The organism is Mesorhizobium sp. WSM4313, assembly GCF_002294725.1.
Classification (GTDB): Bacteria; Pseudomonadota; Alphaproteobacteria; order Rhizobiales; family Rhizobiaceae; genus Mesorhizobium.
Window position 1 is genome coordinate 98194 of record NZ_NSFT01000009.1, and the last position, 18483, is coordinate 116676.

The following is an 18483-nucleotide window of genomic DNA, read 5'->3' on the forward strand; positions in this document are numbered from 1 at the left end:
CTCCGGACTGTCCCGCTTCGAGTGAGCTATGCCGCTGGTGTCTTCCCGGTGATCATATCCGCCGCCTTCTCGGCCATCATGATCACCGCTGCGTTGGTGTTCGATGATACGATGCGTGGCATCACCGAGCTGTCGCAGACGCGTAAGTCTTGCAGCCCGCGCAGGCGCAGTTCCGGATCAACGACGCTGTCGGCATAGCCGCCCATGCGGCAGGTGCCGACCGGATGGTAGGCGCTGCGGCCATGCTGGCGGGCAAAGGCTTCGAGTGCCGCGCGGCCCTTCGTCGCCGCTCCAGGCAAATGCTCGCGGCTGATGTATTTGGCGAAGGCCGGCTGAGAGAGGATCTCGCGGCTGATCTCGATGCCGTCGATGGCGCGTTCGACGTCGTAGCGTTCGGCGAAGGGATTGGGGTCGATAACCGGCGCATCGCGCAGATCCGCCGAGCGCAAAGTGACGCTGCCGCGCGAACGCGGCCGCACATGGTAGGAGTTCAACGTGCAGCCATTGCCGCCGGGGACCGAGCCGATACCTTCCTCGACACCGGCCCCGGGCAGGAAATGAAATTGGATATCTGGCGTCTTTTCCGAGCGGTCGCCCCACCAGAAACCGCCGGCTTCCACGATGTTGGAGGCAACCGGTCCTTTGCCGAAGAGCGCATATTCGAGGCCGGCGACGGCCTGCCAACGCTTCTTCTTGTAGCGGTCGATGCCGTGCGGCCCGTTGAGTTCCGCGACGACGTCCACGTCCATGTGATCGTGTAGATTCTGGCCGACCCCAGCGAGATCATGCACAGCTTTGATGCCATGCTTTTCGAGATGCGCGGCAGGGCCGATGCCGGACAGCATCAGGAGTTTCGGCGAGCCGATGGCACCGGCGGTGACGATCACCTCGCACTCGGCGTGCAGCAACTCGGCGCGACCATTGGCGATGATCTCGACGCCGACGGCCCGACCCTTCTCGACGACGACGCGGCTGACCGTGGCGCCGGTGCGCAGCGTCAGGTTCCCGCGGCCGAGAGCCGGTTTCAGATAGGCGACCGCGGTGCTCGAGCGCCTGCCATTGCGCGTCGTCGTCTGGTAGAAGCCGGCGCCTTCCTGCTCGCCGGCATTGAAGTCGGCGCGGAAGGGTAGGCCAGCCTGCTGCGCCGCCTTGACGAAGATCCTCGTCAGCGGGTGCGGCGTGCCGCTGGAAACGCCGAGCGGTCCGTCGATGCCGTGCTGGGAACCGGCAAAAGTGTCGTTGCCCTCGGACCGAACGAAATAGGGCAGCACATCGGCGTAGCTCCATCCCGCGCAGCCGAAGTCTGCCGCCCAATCGTCATAGTCCTGCGGACAGCCGCGCGTGAACACCTGGGCGTTGATCGAGGAGCCGCCGCCGAGCACGCGCGCCTGCGGGTAGATCATGACGCGGCCGTCGATCTCCTTGCCGGGTGCGGCGTCATAACCCCAGATCAGCGGCCCGGACGTCATCTTGAAGAAGCCTACCGGCATGTGGATGTATCGGTCGGTGTCGGGCGGCCCGGCCTCGAGCAGGACGACCGACAGGCTGGGATCCTCGCTCAGCCTCGCGGCAAGCACGCAGCCGGCCGAGCCGCCGCCAACGATGATATAGTCCGCCATTCTCACTCCCTTGCCGAGGCAAATCGGCCTCGCTTTACGCGCGACGATCTCAAGTCGCTTGTGCCGCGTCAAGAGAAAGGGTATGGTTGCCGTGTTGAAGGGTTATCGTACAAGTAGAGAGGCTTGACGACCCGTCACCGGAGGACCGGCCGCGCTCCCCGCGCAAGCGCCTGGCGGAAACAAATTAATCGGGAGGTTCGAAATGAAGGACAGCAATGGTCTTGTTTTTTCCGGCAGGCTGAGCCGCCGGACCTTGATGCTGGGCGCTGCCGCCGGGGCGGCGACGCTGGCGATGCCGAATGTGCTGCGCGCGGCCGACAAGCCGACGCTGGTGACGTCGATCCGCTCGTTGTCCAATCCCTACCACGCGGTGTGGAAGACCGGCGCCGAGGCTTATGCCAAATGGGCCGGGCTGGAGCACGTCACGCTGGTCTCGGAAGGCAACAGCGAGAAGGGCATCGCCGATATCAAAGCGATGCTGGCCAAGACCAACGGCAACATGGTGCTCAACTCCGATCCCAACGACACGCCCGACGCGCGCCCGATCGTCGAAGCCTGCGCCAAGGCCGGCGCCTATGTGGTGACGCAGTGGAACAAGCCTGCCGACCTGCACCCCAAGGACTTCAACCCGAACTATGTCTCGCATATCGAGTTCGACGGCATCGCCAGCGGCAAGACCATCGCCGAGATCCTGTTCAAGGCCATCGGCGGCAAGGGCGGCATCGTCGCGCTCGGCGGCCTGATCTCGACCACGGCCGCGATTGAACGCAAGAAGGGCCTCGATGCTGCGCTCGCCGCGAACCCCGACATCAAGCTGCTCGACTTCCAGGTCGCAAACTGGAAATCCACCGAGGCCTTCGACCTGATGGGCAATCTGCTGACCCGTTTCGGTGACGACATCAAGGGCATCTGGGCCGCCAATGACGACATGGGCTCCGGTGCGCTCGAAGCGCTGCGCGCCGAAAACCTCGCCGGCAAGGTGCCGATCGTCGGTGTCGACGGCATCAAGACGGCGGTCGACGCGGTGCGCACCGGCGAGTTCGCCTGCACGATCACCTCGGATCCGTTCTGGCAGGGCGGCATGGGGCTGGCTATCGGCTACAACGCCAAGATAGGCAAGTTCGACCCGGCCAAGGAGCCGCCGGAACACCGCGAATTCTACGGCAAGGCGGTGCTGATCTCGCACGACAATGTTGAGGAATATTACAAGACCAATGTCGAGTCGAAGCCCGAGATCAACTGGAACGATCTCTGGGGCCGGGTGACCGGAGCGATCCGGGCCTGACCCGTTTGGGGCGGGCCGGCTTCTCCCTGGCGACGGCCCGCCCCTTTTTGCCGGCGTCTTGCGCCCGCGGCCACGACGCCTGTCACCAGCAGACGGGAAGCGGTTTGTTGACAATCGATACAGAACCTCTGAAGTCCGTTTCGGACATCGAGCGGACAACGCTTATGACATTCCTCCCCGGCCGCATCGCCATCATGCTCGGCGGCAGGCGCTGGCGCAGCCTGGCACCGCTGGCGGTGCTGGTCGTGCTGTGCGTGCTGATCACCATTGCGAATCCCAATTTCATCGAGCTGCGCAACTTGGTGCGGCTCGCCAACTCCGCCGCAGTTCCGCTGACGCTGGCGATGGGGCTGACCTTCATTATCGTGATGGGCAGCATCGACCTTTCGGTCGAGGGTACCCTGTCTGTGGCGGCGATGGTGGTGGTGCTGCTCGCCGCCAATGACAGCAACGGCAACGATTATGGTTGGTGGGCGGTGCTGGCGGCGATCGCCGCCGGCACGGTCATGGGCCTCATCAGCGGTCTCGTCCAGACGATGCTGCGCATCCCGTCCTTCATGGCGACGCTCGGCATGTGGTTCATCGGACTTGGCCTGTCGGTCTATATGCTGGGCGGCTCGGCCATACGACTGAACGACGCCTCGATCCGCAATCTCGCCTTGCACCGTTTCCTCGGCCTGCCGCTGGCGGTCTGGGTCGCGCTCGGCGCGTTCGCGCTTGCAGCGGTCATCCAGTATCACACCAGGCTTGGCCGCCACATATTGGCGATCGGCGGCGACGAGGACGTGACCAAGCTCTCCGGCGTCAATGTCGTGCGCGTGCGGATCGCGGCGTTTGCGCTGGCCGGCTTCTTCTTCGGCATTGCCGGTGTGCTTGCCGCGGCGCAGCTCGGCCAGTCGCACGCCGTCATCGGCGACGGCAGGCTGTTCGCGGCGGTCACGGCCGTCGTCGTCGGCGGCACGGCGCTGACCGGGGGCGAGGGTGGCGTCGTCAATACGCTGATCGGTGTGCTGATCGTCACCGTTTTGGCCAATGGCATGATCCTGCTCGGCATCTCGCCTTACATCCAGCAGACGGTGCAGGGCCTGATGATCATCGCGGCGGTGGCGCTGTCGCTCGACCGCGTTCGCCTGAAGATCGTGAAGTAAGCGCCATGCTGCAGGCAACCGGCATCATCAAGAATTTCCCCGGCGTCCAGGCGTTGCGCGACGTCTCCATAGAGGTGCGGCCGAACGAGGTGGTCGGACTGATCGGCGAGAACGGCGCCGGCAAGTCGACGCTGATGCGCCTGCTGGCCGGCGGCTATCGGCCGGATGGCGGTACGATCACCCTCGACGGCGAACAGCTCAAGCTACGCAACGCCCGTGACGCGGCCAGGAACGGCATCGGCATGGTGTTCCAGGAACAATCGCTGGTGCTCAACCTGACCGTCGCCGAAAACATCTATCTCGGCGAAGAAGACCGCTTCACCCGCTTCGGTCTTGTCAACTGGCGCGCCATGAATGCTGCGGCGCGCCGGCAACTGGCCAAGATCGGCGTCGACATCGACGTCACCGCGCGCACCTCCGAACTGACCTTCGCCGCGCGCCAGATGGTCGAGCTCGCCAAGGCGCTGACGCTGGAGGAGATGGTCGAGCGTCCGCTGCTCATCTTGCTCGACGAGCCGACCTCGGTGCTCAACGCCGCCGATATCGAGGTTCTGTTCGCGCGGGTGCGCTCGCTCAAATCCCGCGCCAGCTTCGTCTTCGTGTCGCATCGCCTCGACGAAGTGCTGGCGATTTCCGACCGCGTCTACACGATGAAGGACGGCGCGGTCGTGGCCGAACACCGCGCCGCGGAAGTCACCGCGCCGGAGCTGCACGAGATCATGGTCGGGCGCGGGCTGCAGGCCGAATATTATCGCGAGGCCCGTCAGCAGCCGCCGGGCGATAAGATCATGGTCGAGGCCAGGGGCCTGGGCGCCAGCGGCTTCTATCATGGTGTCGACCTTTCGATCCGCGCCGGAGAGATCGTCGGCATTGCCGGCGTCGTCGGCTCCGGACGCGAGGAGGTTACCCGTACGGTCGGCGGCTTCCTGCCACATGATGCGGGCGAGATGAAGATCGCCGGCGAGACGGTTCGCTTCAGCTCGCCAGAGCCGGCAGTGCGCAAGGGCATCGGCTATGTGCCGCGCGAGCGCAGGCTGGAAGGCCTGGTGATGTTTCTGTCGATCGCCGAGAACATTTCGCTGGCGGATCTCTCGAGCGTCATGCGCAACGGGGCCATCGATTACGGCAAGGAGCGGCGGCTTGCCGCTGACTGGATCAAGCGGCTCAGCATCAAGGCGCCCGGGCCCGACGCCGCCTGCCGCAAGCTCAGCGGCGGCAACCAGCAGAAGGTGGTGCTGGCGCGCTGGATGACGGCGGGCTCGCGCATCCTGGTGCTCGACCACCCGACGCGCGGGCTTGATGTCGGCGCCAAGGAAGAGGTTTACGAGCTGGTGCGCGACCTCTCGGACCAAGGCGTGGCGATCCTTCTGATCTCCGACACGCTGGAGGAGACGATCGGCCTGTCGCACCAGGTTCTGGTGATGCGCGACGGCGAGATCACCGCGCGCTTCGATGCCAGCCCCGGCAACAAGCCGGATCAGGTCGAGTTGCTACGAGCGATGGTGTAAGCCGATGAATGAAGGTTTTTCCATCAAGCAGGTCTTCGAGGGCAAGTGGACGCAAGGCGCCATCCCGCTGGTGCTGCTTGTCGCCCTTTTGCTGATCATCGAGATCGCCGCGCCCGGCTTCCTGACCGGCGAGACGCTGGCGCTGCTCTTTGCCAACACCGCCGTGCTGTTTATGCTGGCGACCGGCGTCACCTTCGCCATCCTGCTCGGCGGCATCGACCTGTCGATCCAGGCGGTCGCCTCGCTGGCGAGTGTGATGCTGGCGCAATTGCTGCCCTCGCTCGGCTTCGCCGCGTTCCCGGTGGCGATCCTGTCTGGCCTCGCCTTCGGGCTGCTGAGCGGCATCGTCCACGTCAAGCTGCGCGTGCCGTCCTTCGTGGCGACATTGGCTACCGGCGGCGTGGTCACGGGCCTGGCGCTCTGGGTCTCCAACGGCCGCGCCATCACCATCGAGGAAGCCGGGCGTGAAAAGACGGCGTGGATCAACGCTACGATTTTCGGCCTGCCGATGGTGGTGCTGATTTCGGCCCTGATCGGCATCGTCAGCTTCCTCGCGCTGCGTTACACCCGCTTCGGCCGCCAGGCGATCGCGGTCGGGGCCGGCGAACCAGCGGCGTGGGCGGCCGGCATTAATGTCGACCGCACTAAGATCATCGCCTTTGCCGCATCGGGCATTCTGGCGGCCATCGCCGGCGTCGTGCTGGCGGCCAGGCTGTCCAGCGGCTCGCCGGTGCTCGCCAACCAGCTGCTGCTCCCCGCCATCGCCGCCGTCATCGTCGGCGGTACGGCCATCACCGGCGGGTTGGGCGGCGTGGCGCGCACCGCGGTCGGCGCGCTGATCATCTCGATCGTGCGCATCGGCATGACCTTCGTCGGCGTCAACATCTTCCTGGAAAATATGGTGTTCGGCGCGGTGCTGATCGCCGCCGTCGCCATAACCATCGACCGCAGCAAGATCGCGGTCATCAAGTGACGAACCGATCCGCACCGCCTCCCAAGCAAACGCGGACCAAGTGGGACCGCATCGGCAATGAGCCGGTGCGGTCCGGGCTGAATTTACTGCATCGTGTCCAGGCCGATCAGCTCGATCTTGTAGCCGTCGGGATCCTCGACGAAGGCGATGTGAGTGGTGCCGTGCTGCATCGGTCCGGGCTTGCGCGGGATCTTGGCACCGCGCCTCTCGAGCTCGGCGCAGACGGCGTAGATATCGTTGACGCCGAGCGCCAGATGGCCAAAGCCGGTGCCGATCTCATAGGGTTCCTCGCGGCCCCAGTTCAGCGTCAGCTCAACGACGGCTTCCTTGTCCTCGGGTCCATAGCCGACAAAGGCATTGGTGAACTTGCCGCCGGGATAATCGTCGCGGCGCAGCAAGGTCATGCCGAGCACCTCGGTGTAGAAGGCGATCGACTTGTCGAGGTCGAGCACCCTGATCATGGTGTGCATATAGCGAAAGCCGGGGGCGTCGCTCATTGGGAAAGTCCTCCGAATTCAGTGATTTGCCGGTCTGACCATCCACATCAAGCGGCCTCGGGAAGAAGCATGCTATCGCTTGATGTTCTCAATCAGGGTTGTATGATAACACGACAAGATTAGTGGTTGTCCAGTCGTTTCCGGAAGGTCCAGGTTCAATTCATGAATGCAGTGCCGCCCATTTCCGCATCGCTGATCGCCGCCCTCGCCGGCGTGCTGTCCGATGGCGGGCTGCTGACCGAACCGCAAGACCTGGCGCGCTACAGCCGCGACTGGTCGGGCGACCATGTCGGCCGCCCGCTGGCGGTGGCGCGGCCCAGCTCGGTGGAAGAAATGTCGGCGCTGATGCGGCACTGTCATGCCGAGCGCATCCCCGTCGTGCCGCAGGGCGGGCTGACCGGCCTTGTCGGCGCGGCGGTGGCGGCTGACGGCAATGAGGTCGTCGTCTCGCTGGAGCGCATGAACAGGATCCGCTCGATCAGTCCGATCGACTTCGCCATGGTGGTCGAGGCCGGCTGCATCCTCGAGGACGCCAAGCGCGCGGCGGAGGAGAGTGACTGCATCCTGCCGATCACCTTCGGAGCGCAAGGCAGCTGCCGCATCGGCGGCAATGTCGCCACCAATGCCGGCGGCTTCAACGTGCTGCGCTACGGCATGACGCGCGACCTGGTGCTTGGCCTCGAAGTCGTGCTGGCCGACGGCCGGATCTGGAACGGGCTGAAGGTGCTGCGCAAGGACAATCGCGGCTACGATTTGAAGCAGGTCTTCATCGGCTCGGAAGGCACGCTCGGCATCGTCACCGCGGCGGCGCTGAAACTCTTCCCCAAGCCGACGCAGATCGAAACGGCGCTTGTCGGCCTACGCTCCGTCGAGGATGCAATGGCGCTCTATGCGCGGGCGCGGCGCGGTTGTAGCGACTTGCTAAGCGCCTTCGAGTTGATCCTGCGCGGCGGTATCGAGATCACCATGCGCGAGGGCAAGGATTTCCCCGATCCGCTCGGCAAGCCTTATCCCGCCTATGTGCTGATCGAGGTTTCGTCCGGTGGGCTTATCGACCTCAAGGATATGCTTTTGAGTTTTCTCGCCGGCGTCGGAGATCTTGTCGAGGACGGCATTGTGGCATCGACCCGGGCGCAGGCCGAGCGCCTGTGGCTTTACCGCGAGATCATGGTCGAGCGGCAGGGCCGCGGCGGCCGCTATCTGCGCACCGATGTCTCGGTGCCGATCTCCAAGCTTGCCGATTTTGTCGCCGACGCGCTCACCGAACTTGGACGGGCGAGACCCGACGCGCTGCCCGTCACCTACGGCCATGTCGGCGACGGCAACATCCATCTCAACGTCGTGCCGCCGGAGGGCATGGGGGCCGAGGCGATCGAGCATCTGTTCGAGGAGGCGGAAGCGGAGATTTTCGCCGTCGTCGACCGCTATGGTGGCTCGATCAGCGCCGAGCACGGCATCGGCCGGGTCAAGCAGCGGGCCTTCCTCGACCGCATCGATCCGGTGACGCTCGATCTCGCTGCAGGCATCAAGGATGCTTTCGATCCGCGCCATATATTGAGCAACGGCCGCATTCTGGCGTCCGCATCCGCGCTCGACTATAGGTGAGCGATGACGCTGAAGCTCGACAAGGTCAATCGCGGTCCGCACCTCTCCACGCTCGTGGCGAGTTCCATCTCGCGCGAGATCGCGCAAGGACGCCTCAAACCCGGCGATCAGCTGCCGACCGAACAGGCGCTGGCGACCACCTTCGGGGTCAGCCGCAACGTGGTGCGCGAAGCGATCGCCAGGCTGCGCTCCGAGGGCCGCATCTGGTCGCAGCAGGGCAGGGGTGCCTTCGTCGCCGACGCGACCAACGCCACGGTGCTGACGATCGACTATGAGACCTTGCAGCGGGCGGATTCCTTTCGCAATCTTTTCGAGCTGCGCGGCATGCTGGAAGTGCAGATCGCCGCGCTGGCCGCGACCCGCCGTTCCGATGCGGATATCGTGGCGATGGAACAGGCGCTCGACGGTATGCGCATGGCTCCCTATGGCAGCGTTGCCTGGCTGAAGAACGATCTCGGTTTCCACCGTGCGGTCGCCGATGCCACCCAGAACCCCTATATGGGCCAGTTTCTCGTCTTCGTTTCGGAGCGGGTGCGCGAAAGCATCCTGGCCGCCGGCAATCAGCAGAAGTCCGACGACATGGCGCGCACGACCCTGGGCGAGCACGAACGCATTCTGGCGGCGATCAAGGCCGGCGACGCGAAGGGCGCGAGCGCGGCAATGACACGGCATCTCGCCGGTGCGGCCTCACGCGTTGGACTGCCAGGCGGCGACGCTGAGGCCGCGTCGCCGACACGGCATTCGAGGTTGCGAAAGGCCGTGCGCGGGCGGGCAGGGTAGGGCCGCGCAGCCACCTCCCTCACTCGGCCGCAGCCTCAATCAATGAAACGCCGTTGAGCTCAGCAACAATATCCGACAGCGCCGGCACGAATTTTTCTCCGTGCCCCGTAGCGACCGCCGTGGCAAAACCGTTGCGGACCACGGCGCCGACCGGGTTGGCAATACCGGCGGCCTGCGCGAAGGAGGCGAGATAGGTCATGTCCTTCAGCGCATTGGCGATGGCGAAGCGCTGGGCGTTCTCGTTGCGGTTGAGCACGAAGTCGAAGAAGGCCTGGTAAAAGCCGCAATCCATGCGGCTGCCGGAAATCACGCTGTTGAAGACCTGCGGCGTCAGCCCGGCTTTGGCACCCAGCGTCAGCGCTTCGGAATAGATCGCCGAATAACCCATTGAGATGAAATTGTTGAGCAGCTTCATGGTGTGGCCGCTGCCGGTCGGGCCGGTGTGGACGATTCGCGCAGCGAAGGCTTCGAGCACTGGTCGCGCGCGGGCGATCGCTTCCGCCGCGCCGCCGACCATGACGTCGAGTTTGCCTTCGGCGGCTTCCTTGGGCGTGCGCGCCAACGGCGCGTCGATCAACGTCACGCCATTGGCGGCGAGTTCGGCGGCAAGCGCTATCGTCGAGGAGGGGTTAGAGGTCGAGCAGTCGACTATCAATAGCGGCTTGCCGGAGGCTGCAAGCCCGTCCGGTCCTTTCACGACCGCCTCGACCTGCGGCGAACCGGTAACGCAGATCAAAACAATGTCGCAACCTTCAGCGAGCGCGCGTAGTGTCGCCGCCTGGCGGGCGCCGGCGTTGACCAGCTTCAGCGCCGCATCCTGGTTTCGGTGCGCCCAGACCGTCAGAGGCCAGCCCTTAGCCAGAAGGTTGGCAGCCATGCCCGAGCCCATCGCGCCCAGGCCGATAAAGCCGATTTTCTGCTTCATGTTGGTCTTCCAGTGCTGTTGGAATTTCTGTTTTGATGCATGTCGATGTCCGGGAACCGCTGTGCACTTCCGGGGGGCATGCATTGGAAACGAAAGATTGCCGTTGCAACCAAGCGGTGCGATCCTTGGCCTGAGAATCGATTTAAGAGGCCGGTTTTCCGATGACGGATCGCCAGGGAGCAATGTTCGGCGCCATTCGCCAGTCCCCCAATCTCAGGGGCGAACTGGTGGAGAAATTTGCCGCGCAGATCGAGGCCGGCGATCTTGCGCCTGGCCAGCGGCTTCCCACCGAGCAGGAGATCGTCAACGCGACGGGCGTCAGCCGGACGGTGGTTCGCGAGGCGCTGGCATCGTTGCGCGCACGGGGGCTGATCACGACACGGCAGGGCCTCGGCGCCTTTGTGGCCCAGGAGCCCCCGCCGAAAACCTTTTCGATCGTGCCGACGGATGTCGAATCGATCGACGAGATCCTGGCGGTGCTGGAGCTGCGCATGGGCGTCGAGGCGGAGGCGGCGGCGCTGGCGGCCACGCGCCGGACCGCCAAGGACCTTGGGCTTATGGCTAAGCAGCTCGACGCAATCGACCGGGCGATCGCCGAAACGGGTCTCGCCGCGACCGAGGATGCGGCTTTTCATCGGGCGATTTCGCTCGCCTCGCACAACGCCTACTTCAGCCGGCTCTTCGACACGTTCGGCACTGCGATGATCCCCCGCCAATGGACGCAATTCGATCAGATGGAGCCCGACGAGCGCGAGCGGCATTTCGAGCGGACGCGGCGCGAGCACCGGGCGATCCATGATGCCATCGCAGCACGCGACGCCAAGGCGGCGCAGCGCGCGATGCGGCTGCATCTTTCCCGTTCCTACAAGCGCTTCGAGCAGCTCCGAGACGGAACCGCACATCTGAAGTAGATCGGGCGAGGTCGCCCGAGCGGCGCATGGCGCTTCGCGAGAGGCAGCTACGACGCGGCTTTCAAAGTGCGGCCGGCCGTGATTGGCATTATGCGCCCATGCCAGGAACATTCCGTCGTCCTCCAGCCCGCCGGTAGATCCAAAACCAGCATTTCCGTCATCACCTTTTGCATGCTTACAGGGTTGTCATACAACCATTCGATCTGATATTCCTGCGGGGATGACCCGTCAAGAGGACGCGGTTTTTCAGGAGTGGTTTCTATGCATCAAAGGCGATTTGGCCGCACCGGCTGGCAAGTGTCGGAAATCGGCTTCGGCAGTTGGGCGATCGGGGCCGATTGGGGCGACGTCGAGGAGAAGGACGCCATCGCGGCGCTTAATGCGGCGCTCGATTCAGGCGTGACGATGATCGACACGGCCGATGTCTATGGCGACGGCCGGGCGGAAAAACTGATCGCGAAGACGCTGAAGGGGCGGGGCGGCGCGAGGCCGATGGTCGCCACCAAGGCCGGCAAGCGGCTGAACCCGCATGTCGCCGCAGGCTACAATCGCCAGAACCTGACCAGCTTCGTCGAGCGCAGCCTGCGCTATCTCGAGGTCGACGTGCTGGACCTGGTGCAGCTTCATTGTCCGATGACAGAAGTCTTCTATCAGCCCGAGACCTTCGATGCGCTGGAGAAGCTGGTCGAGGAAGGCAAGATCCGTCACTACGGCGTCAGCGTCGAGAAGGTCGAGGAAGGCATCAAGGCGCTGCAATATCCCGGCGTCGTCAGCGTCCAGATCATCTACAACATGTTCCGGCAGCGGCCCGCGGAACTGTTCTTCGACATGGCGCGCCAGAAGGACGTTGCCATCATCGTCAGGGTGCCACTGGCCAGCGGGCTCCTGTCCGGCAAGTTCAAGAGCGATTCCAGCTTCAGCGCCAAGGACCACCGCAGCTACAACCGGCAGGGCGAGGCCTTCGACGTCGGCGAGACATTCGCCGGGGTGAATTACGAGGAAGGCCTGCAAGCGGTCGAGGAATTGCGGGCGCTGCTGCCGCCAGGCGCCACCATGGCGCAATGGGCGCTGCGCTGGATCCTGATGAACCCGGCGGTGACGGTCACCATTCCGGGCGCCAAGTCGGTCAGGCAGGCGCAAGAGAACGCCGCCGCGTCCGACCTGCCGGCGTTGTCGCCGCAACTGATGGAGCGCATCGCCGACATCTATGAGCGGCGCATCAAGGTCTCCGTCCACCAGCGCTGGTGAGCGCCATGACAGCCGGTCGGCCCCTGGTTGCTGGTAAGCAACTGATCATCGATGGGCATCAGCATTTCTGGGATCCGGCGGATGGATCCTGCGGCTGGATGACGGAGGACTACGCCGCCATACGTCGCGTGTTTGAGCCCGACGACCTCAGACCGGCGCTTGCCGCAGCCGGCGTGGACAGGACCATCCTGGTCCAGACATGGCATTCGCTCGACGAGACACGCGCATTCCTTGAGACGGCCAGCCGGACCGATTTCGTCGCTGGCGTCGTGGGATGGGTCGACCTCGCCGATCCCGAGGTGGCGGCCACACTGTCCGAGCTGAAGGCGCGGCCAGATGGCCGTTACCTGGTCGGCATCCGTCACCTCGTGCACAACGAGGCGGATCCGAACTGGCTCTTGCGCGCCGATGTCCAGCGCGGGCTGGCGGCTGTCGCCGAAGCAGGGCTCGCCTATGACCTGCTGTTGAAGGAGCCGCAGATTCCGGCTGCCCTGGAGACGGTGGCGCGGCATCGCAATTTACGTTTCGTGGTCGACCACGTCGCAAAACCGCGCATTGCGCAGCACGCGATGGAGCCGTGGGCCGGATTGATGCAGGGCTTTAGGGCGCATCGCGACCATGTCTGGTGCAAGCTGTCCGGGATGGTCACGGAAGCCGACTGGCGGCACTGGAAGCAACAGGATCTGCAGCCCTATGTGGACGAGGTCCTTTCCATTTTCGGCCCGTCGCGATGCCTGTTCGGCTCGGATTGGCCGGTCTGCCTGGTCGCAGCCGACTATCAGACGGTCAAACGCACCCTTGGCGAGTGTCTTGCCGGGCTGGCCGAAGAGGAACGTTCGCAGATTTTTGGCGCTTCCGCCGTCGAGGCCTACCGCTTGTCGCTGTGACGGTGGCAAGGCTCTGAGCCCTCCCGCCTTGCGGTTGCCCGGCCACATTCATCATCACCACGATCGCTGCGCATGTCTCTGCGTTGGGCATCTTTGTCCAGCGCCTCGCACCGACTGCAACCCTTCCTCGCCCAAGCTGAGATCAGATAGGGAAGAACCAAAGGCGCGACACGCAACTTGGCCGCTCGCTTCGAGGCCGAGGTCGTGTTGACACCAATGTTACATGGTAATAGGGTTGTATGACAAGTTGGCCATGTAACGGGAGGAACATGCATGAGACAGCTAGGACTTGGATTGACAATCGCGGCCGCGGGGCTCGCCATGGCTTTGCAGACGGCCCGCGCCGACGAGGAGCTGCCCATCGGCGTCATCGCCGCGCAGTCGGGCTCGTTCGTTTCGGCCGGCAACACCATCGTCGGCGCCGCCAACCTAGCGGCGCAGCAGATCAACGACGCCGGCGGCATCAAGGTCGGCGACAAGACCTACAAGATCAAGCTCTATATCCGCGACAACCGCACGGATGTGAACGTCACCATCGCGGCCGCGCGCGAGCTGGTCAACGACATCGGCGTCAAGGCGATCTGGGGCACCGAGACGCATGACTTCTCGGTATCCATGGCCAAGATCACCGGCCCGGCCAAGGTCCTGCAGTTTTCCGGCAACAGCTCGCTCGGCGCCGTGCTCGACAACAAGGCCGTCGCCGAGGATGGCTGGCTCCACTACACGTTCCAGAGCGAGCCGCAGGAATGGCAGCGCAGCGGCAGCACCGGCAAGGGCGTGCTCTCGCTTCTGACGCCGCAGCTGAAGTCGCCGCCGAAGCATTCGGTGGTGTTCGTCGGCAATGACGCGACCGGGCAGTATCTGTCCTCGCACTATGTCAAGGCGCTCGAGGCGGAAGGCCAGAAAGTCGACCTGGTGCAGTATCCGCCGGACACGACCGACTTCTCGCCGCTGCTCACCCGCATCAAGGGCATGAAGCCCGATATCGTGCATTTCTGGTACAATGGCGATTCAACGCTCACCGCTTTCCCGCAGGCCCTCAAGCTCGGCGTGGCGCCGTCCTATTTCCTGTTCGGCGTCGATCCGGGCATCTATCAGGAGCGGAGCCTGAAGGCTGATGTGCCGGTGACGCTGAGCTGCGTGCCGGTCTGCTGGGGTTCATCGCCATACCCCGAAGTGAAGCAGTATTTCGACAAGTATTTCGGACTCGGCGCCGCCAAGGGCCCGCAGTCCTCGGTCTCGCTGCTCTATTACGATTACTTCTTCTGGTACGCCAAGGCGCTGGAGAAGGTCGGCAAGATCGACGATCCGGACGCGGTGGTCGCGGAGCTCCTGAAGTCGGACTACAAGGGCGTCGTGTCGCCGGTGCCGCTTGTGTTCAACAAGCACCACCAGGTCACCTTCGCGACCGAGGTTTGCATGGTCGAGCCCAACACATCCGACCAGTTCAAATGCGCGGTCGAGCAGCCGCCGGCCGCTCCGCCGCCCGGCGACAACGGCGGCTGAGCCGGCCCGCGACAAAATCCGACATCGGGATGGGCGGCGAGGTTCCGTCCATCCTCCCCTTGCAGGCTCGCCACCCGGATTTGACGATGGACATTTTTGTGCAGCAACTGGTGAACAGCCTCTCGGTTGCCAGCGTCACCATTCTCATCGGCATCGGCATCACGCTGATCTTCGGTCTCGCCGGCATCGTCAATTTCGCACATGGCGAGTTCCTGATGGTCGGCGGCATGGCGACCTGGTTTATGGTCGGCGCCGGCATGAACTTCTTCGTGGCCCTTGTGCTCGCCGGGCTGCTGGTCGGCGCGCTCGGCTTTGCCGCCGAAAGATGCCTGTTCCGCTTCACGCTCAACCGGCCGATGAACGGCTTCATCATGTCGATCGGCCTCAGCGTCATCCTGCAGCATGCGGTCATCCGCGTGTTCAACGAATTCCAGAAAAGCATCACCGACCCGGTCGGCCTGGTCTGGACGATCGGCGGCGTCGACATCATCGCCATGCGCGCGATCGTCGTCGCGATAACGGCCATCATCGTGGCGATCACCTATTTCGGCATCTCGCGCAGCCGCTATGGGATGGCGTTGCGGGCGAGCGTTGCGGACCGCGACACCGCCGAGCTGATGGGCATTCCGGTGCGCCGCTACGTCACCGGCGTCTTCATTTATGGCAGCCTGCTTGCCGGAATAGGCGGCGCCTTGATGATCTCGCTGTTTCCGATCACACCGTTTACCGGCAGCGTCATCATCATCCGTGGTTTCGCCGTCTCGCTGATCGGCGGCCTCGGCAATGTCGGCGGCGCGGTCGTCGGCGGCCTGGTGCTCGGCTTGGTCGACGGTCTCAGCGCCGGCTACGGCTATCCGGAATGGACCGACGCCTATTCGCTGGTCGTGATGATCCTGATCCTGGTGCTGCGGCCGCAGGGCCTGCTCGGCGGCACGCTCGGCCCCAAGGCATCGTGAGATGTCGATGCCAGTGACCGACAACAGCGCCGGCAAGACAGGCGCCGCGCCAGAAGGCGCCAGAGCACGGGATCGCCTGGCGCTTCTGACGGCGGACAACGCCGCCGTTCCCCTGCCGGCCGGCGTCCAGGCGATCACGGCCATCCTTTTGGCAGTGCTGCTCATCGCCTTGCCCTGGCTCGGCCTCGGCTACCGCTTCCTGTCGATCGCCATCACCACGCTCTATACGGCGATCGGGCTCTACGGCCTCGGCCTACAGTTCGGCCAGGCCGGCATCATGTCGGTCGGCCATGCGGCGCTGATGGGCGTCGGCGCCTATGCCTCGGCGATCCTGTCGGTGCAGCTCGGCCTGGGTTTGTGGGCATCGCTGCCCTTCGCCATGGCGCTGTCGGCGATCGTCGGCGGCGTCATCGGCCTGCCGACGCTGAGGGTCGGCGGCCAGCATTACATCATCATCACCTTCTGCTTCTGCGCGCTGTTCGTCATCGTGCTGACCAATGGCGGCACCTTCACCGGATCGGCGACCGGCCTCGACGTCGGCTCCGTGACACCCTTGCCTGGCATCAATTTCGACAAGCTCTCCAACAATTACTACCTGGTCCTGGCGGCGCTGTTCCTGGCGGTTGTGGCAACCTATCTCATCGGCAATTCGCGCTACGGGCGGACGTTGCGGGCCATCCGCGAGAACGAGCAACTGGCGCGTTCGGTCGGCATCAATGTCGACCTGCACAAGCTCGGCGTGCTGATGGTCTCGGGCCTGTTCGCGGGCCTCGCCGGGGTGCTGCAGCTCTACTATCTGCGCCACATCTCGCCGACCCTGTTCGGCGCCTTTCCCAGCCTCTACCTCGCGCTGATGGTCATGCTGGGCGGCGCCCGCTATCTCTACGGGCCGCTGATCGGCGCGGTCGTCGTCAATTTCCTGCCCGAGGTGCTGAACCTCGATCCGGTCGATTCCCGCATCGCCTACGGCGTCTGTCTGCTCCTGGTGATCCTGCTGCTGCCGGGCGGCGTCGGCGCCGGCATCAAGAACATCTACTGCGCGATTACCGGCGGCTTCGAGACGCAAAAGCAAAGAGGTTCGAATGGCCGCGCTTGAGGTGAGGGGCCTGCGCAAGCAGTTCGGCGGCGTGGTCGCGCTCAACGGCATCGATCTCGACATCGACACCGACCGTGTCGTCGGTATCGTTGGCCCTAACGGCTCCGGCAAGACAACTTTGTTCAACGTCGTCACCGGCGTCCATCCGGCGACCGGCGGCGCGGTGTTCTGGCATGGGCAGGACATCACCAATATCGGCGCGCATCGCATCGCGCGAAAGCGGCTGGTGCGGACGTTCCAGCAGGCGATGTCGTTTCCGGGCCTGACCGTCGACGAGAACGTCCGGATCGCCTGGGAGCAGGGCAGGAAGGGAGACGGCCGCTGGGCGTCACCGGGCATGATCCTCGAGTTTGTCGGCCTGGCGCCGCTTAGCAAGGCGATTGCGGGATCGCTGCCCTTCGGCAGCCTGAGACGCCTTGGGCTGGCCGTCGCGCTCGGTGTGTCGCCCGAACTCCTGCTCCTGGATGAGCCCGGCGCCGGGCTGAACGACAGCGAAGCCCAGGCCTTCGCGGCGGTCATCGCGCAGCTGCCGCCGCAAGGCATCGGCGTGTGCCTGATCGACCATGACATGGACATGATGGCCGACCTCTGCGACCGCCTCATCGTGCTCGATTTCGGCACGAAGATCGCCGAAGGTCCGCCGGGCGAGGTGCTCGCCGACCCCAAGGTCCGCGAGGTCTATCTCGGTCCCGACAAGAAGGCGGCCGCGTCATGAGCCTGCTTGCCGTCGAGCATGTCGACACCGGCTACGGGCCCGTCGCCGTCAATCGCGACGTCTCGCTCGCGGTCGGCCAAAACGGGATCGTCACCATTCTGGGACCCAACGGCGCCGGCAAGACGACGCTGCTGCGTTGCATCGCCGGCCTGGTGAAGCCGCGGCGCGGCACGGTGACCTTCGAGAGCCGCGACGTCACCAAGCTTCACGCCGACGAAAAAGCAACGCTCGGCATCGTGATGGTGCCGGAAGGCCGCCGCGTGTTCGCCGACATGAGTGTGCGCGAGAACCTTTTGCTCGGCGCCTACTGCCGCAAGGACCGGGATGCTATCGAAGCCGACATCGCCTTGATGGAAAGCTATTTCACCATCCTTGCCAAGAAGCGCGGCGCCAAGGCCGGGACGCTCAGCGGAGGCCAGCAGCAGATGCTGGCCATCGCGCGCGGCCTTATGGCCAGGCCACGCATCCTGTTGCTCGACGAGCCGTCACTCGGGCTATCGCCATTGCTGGTCTCGGAGCTGCAGGGCATCATCATCGACGTGCGCGAGAAGTTCCGCGCCGCGATGCTGCTCGTCGAGCAGAACGCCGGACTGGCACTCTCGGTGGCCGAGCAAGGCTATCTCATGAATTCCGGGCGCATCGTAGCTTCAGGCGGCATCGAAGAGTTGCAACAGTCATCGGTCATGCAGGAGCTCTATCTCGGCAAGAGGGCACGGCAGAACCAAAGTTCCTCGCAGGCTTAATATTCGCAGTGTCTAACGGCGATAGCCCGAAGTGGGTTCGGTCCGATGCCTGCAGAGATCCGCCGGCGCCGGAAGATCGTG

General features: G+C 64.5%; 17 protein-coding genes. 14 read left to right on the top strand and 3 right to left on the bottom strand.

The window, feature by feature from the left end:
- Positions 1-26 precede the first annotated feature (26 nt).
- Positions 27-1619 carry a GMC family oxidoreductase N-terminal domain-containing protein gene (locus CK219_RS20645; protein ID WP_095768589.1) on the bottom strand — a complete coding sequence of 531 codons (1593 nt, stop codon included), beginning with the start codon at positions 1617-1619 and terminating at the stop codon, positions 27-29.
- 202 nt (positions 1620-1821) lie between these two features.
- Here CK219_RS20645 and CK219_RS20650 point away from each other — a divergent pair, with 202 nt between their 5' ends.
- The 4 genes from CK219_RS20650 to CK219_RS20665 all read left to right on the top strand — a co-directional run bounded on the left by CK219_RS20650 (position 1822) and on the right by CK219_RS20665 (position 6533).
- Positions 1822-2904, top strand: coding sequence for a sugar ABC transporter substrate-binding protein (locus tag CK219_RS20650; protein ID WP_095768590.1), 1083 nt, complete (start codon positions 1822-1824; stop codon positions 2902-2904).
- 164 nt (positions 2905-3068) lie between these two features.
- Complete coding sequence (locus tag CK219_RS20655; protein WP_095768591.1) at positions 3069-4052, top strand: ABC transporter permease; 984 nt, start codon at positions 3069-3071, stop codon at positions 4050-4052.
- Positions 4053-4057: 5 nt separating this feature from the next.
- Positions 4058-5560, top strand: a complete 1503-nt coding sequence (locus CK219_RS20660; RefSeq protein ID WP_095768592.1) for a sugar ABC transporter ATP-binding protein — start codon at positions 4058-4060, stop codon at positions 5558-5560.
- Between the two features lie 4 nt (positions 5561-5564).
- Positions 5565-6533: an ABC transporter permease gene (locus CK219_RS20665; RefSeq protein ID WP_095768593.1), complete on the top strand. Its 969-nt coding sequence runs from the start codon at positions 5565-5567 to the stop codon at positions 6531-6533.
- 83 nt (positions 6534-6616) lie between these two features.
- Here the strand turns inward: CK219_RS20665 and gloA are convergent, their stop codons facing one another.
- On the bottom strand, positions 6617-7030 hold the full coding sequence (gene gloA, locus CK219_RS20670; protein ID WP_095768594.1) for a lactoylglutathione lyase: 414 nt from the start codon (positions 7028-7030) through the stop codon (positions 6617-6619).
- A 162-nt stretch (positions 7031-7192) separates the two neighbouring features.
- Here gloA and CK219_RS20675 point away from each other — a divergent pair, with 162 nt between their 5' ends.
- Entirely contained in the window at positions 7193-8635 is a 1443-nt protein-coding gene (locus CK219_RS20675; protein WP_095768595.1) for an FAD-binding oxidoreductase, read from the top strand.
- Between the two features lie 3 nt (positions 8636-8638).
- On the top strand, positions 8639-9415 hold the full coding sequence (locus tag CK219_RS20680) for a FadR/GntR family transcriptional regulator (RefSeq protein WP_095768596.1): 777 nt from the start codon (positions 8639-8641) through the stop codon (positions 9413-9415).
- 19 nt (positions 9416-9434) lie between these two features.
- Here CK219_RS20680 and CK219_RS20685 read toward each other — a convergent pair whose 3' ends face one another.
- On the bottom strand, positions 9435-10424 hold the full coding sequence (locus CK219_RS20685; RefSeq protein ID WP_141245389.1) for an NAD(P)-dependent oxidoreductase: 990 nt from the start codon (positions 10422-10424) through the stop codon (positions 9435-9437).
- A gap of 77 nt (positions 10425-10501) precedes the next feature.
- Here CK219_RS20685 and CK219_RS20690 point away from each other — a divergent pair, with 77 nt between their 5' ends.
- The 8 genes from CK219_RS20690 (at position 10502) to CK219_RS20725 (ending at position 18402) form a co-directional block, all read left to right on the top strand.
- Entirely contained in the window at positions 10502-11251 is a 750-nt protein-coding gene (locus CK219_RS20690; protein ID WP_095768598.1) for an FCD domain-containing protein, read from the top strand.
- Between the two features lie 261 nt (positions 11252-11512).
- On the top strand, positions 11513-12499 hold the full coding sequence (locus tag CK219_RS20695; RefSeq protein WP_095768599.1) for an aldo/keto reductase: 987 nt from the start codon (positions 11513-11515) through the stop codon (positions 12497-12499).
- A gap of 5 nt (positions 12500-12504) precedes the next feature.
- Positions 12505-13386 (top strand): amidohydrolase family protein, encoded by an 882-nt coding sequence (locus CK219_RS20700; protein ID WP_095768600.1) that lies wholly within the window; start codon positions 12505-12507, stop codon positions 13384-13386.
- 321 nt (positions 13387-13707) lie between these two features.
- Positions 13708-14892 carry an ABC transporter substrate-binding protein gene (locus CK219_RS20705; protein ID WP_245340558.1) on the top strand — a complete coding sequence of 395 codons (1185 nt, stop codon included), beginning with the start codon at positions 13708-13710 and terminating at the stop codon, positions 14890-14892.
- Between the two features lie 86 nt (positions 14893-14978).
- A complete protein-coding gene (locus tag CK219_RS20710; RefSeq protein ID WP_095768602.1) occupies positions 14979-15848 on the top strand; it encodes a branched-chain amino acid ABC transporter permease in 870 nt (289 codons plus the stop codon).
- Between the two features lie 7 nt (positions 15849-15855).
- Positions 15856-16944 (top strand): branched-chain amino acid ABC transporter permease, encoded by a 1089-nt coding sequence (locus CK219_RS20715; RefSeq protein WP_176477098.1) that lies wholly within the window; start codon positions 15856-15858, stop codon positions 16942-16944.
- Positions 16931-17659, top strand: coding sequence for an ABC transporter ATP-binding protein (locus CK219_RS20720; RefSeq protein WP_095768604.1), 729 nt, complete (start codon positions 16931-16933; stop codon positions 17657-17659). The genes CK219_RS20715 and CK219_RS20720 overlap by 14 nt, the downstream gene beginning before the upstream one ends.
- On the top strand, positions 17656-18402 hold the full coding sequence (locus tag CK219_RS20725) for an ABC transporter ATP-binding protein (RefSeq protein ID WP_095768605.1): 747 nt from the start codon (positions 17656-17658) through the stop codon (positions 18400-18402). Before CK219_RS20720 ends, CK219_RS20725 begins: the two co-directional genes overlap by 4 nt.
- Positions 18403-18483 lie beyond the last annotated feature (81 nt).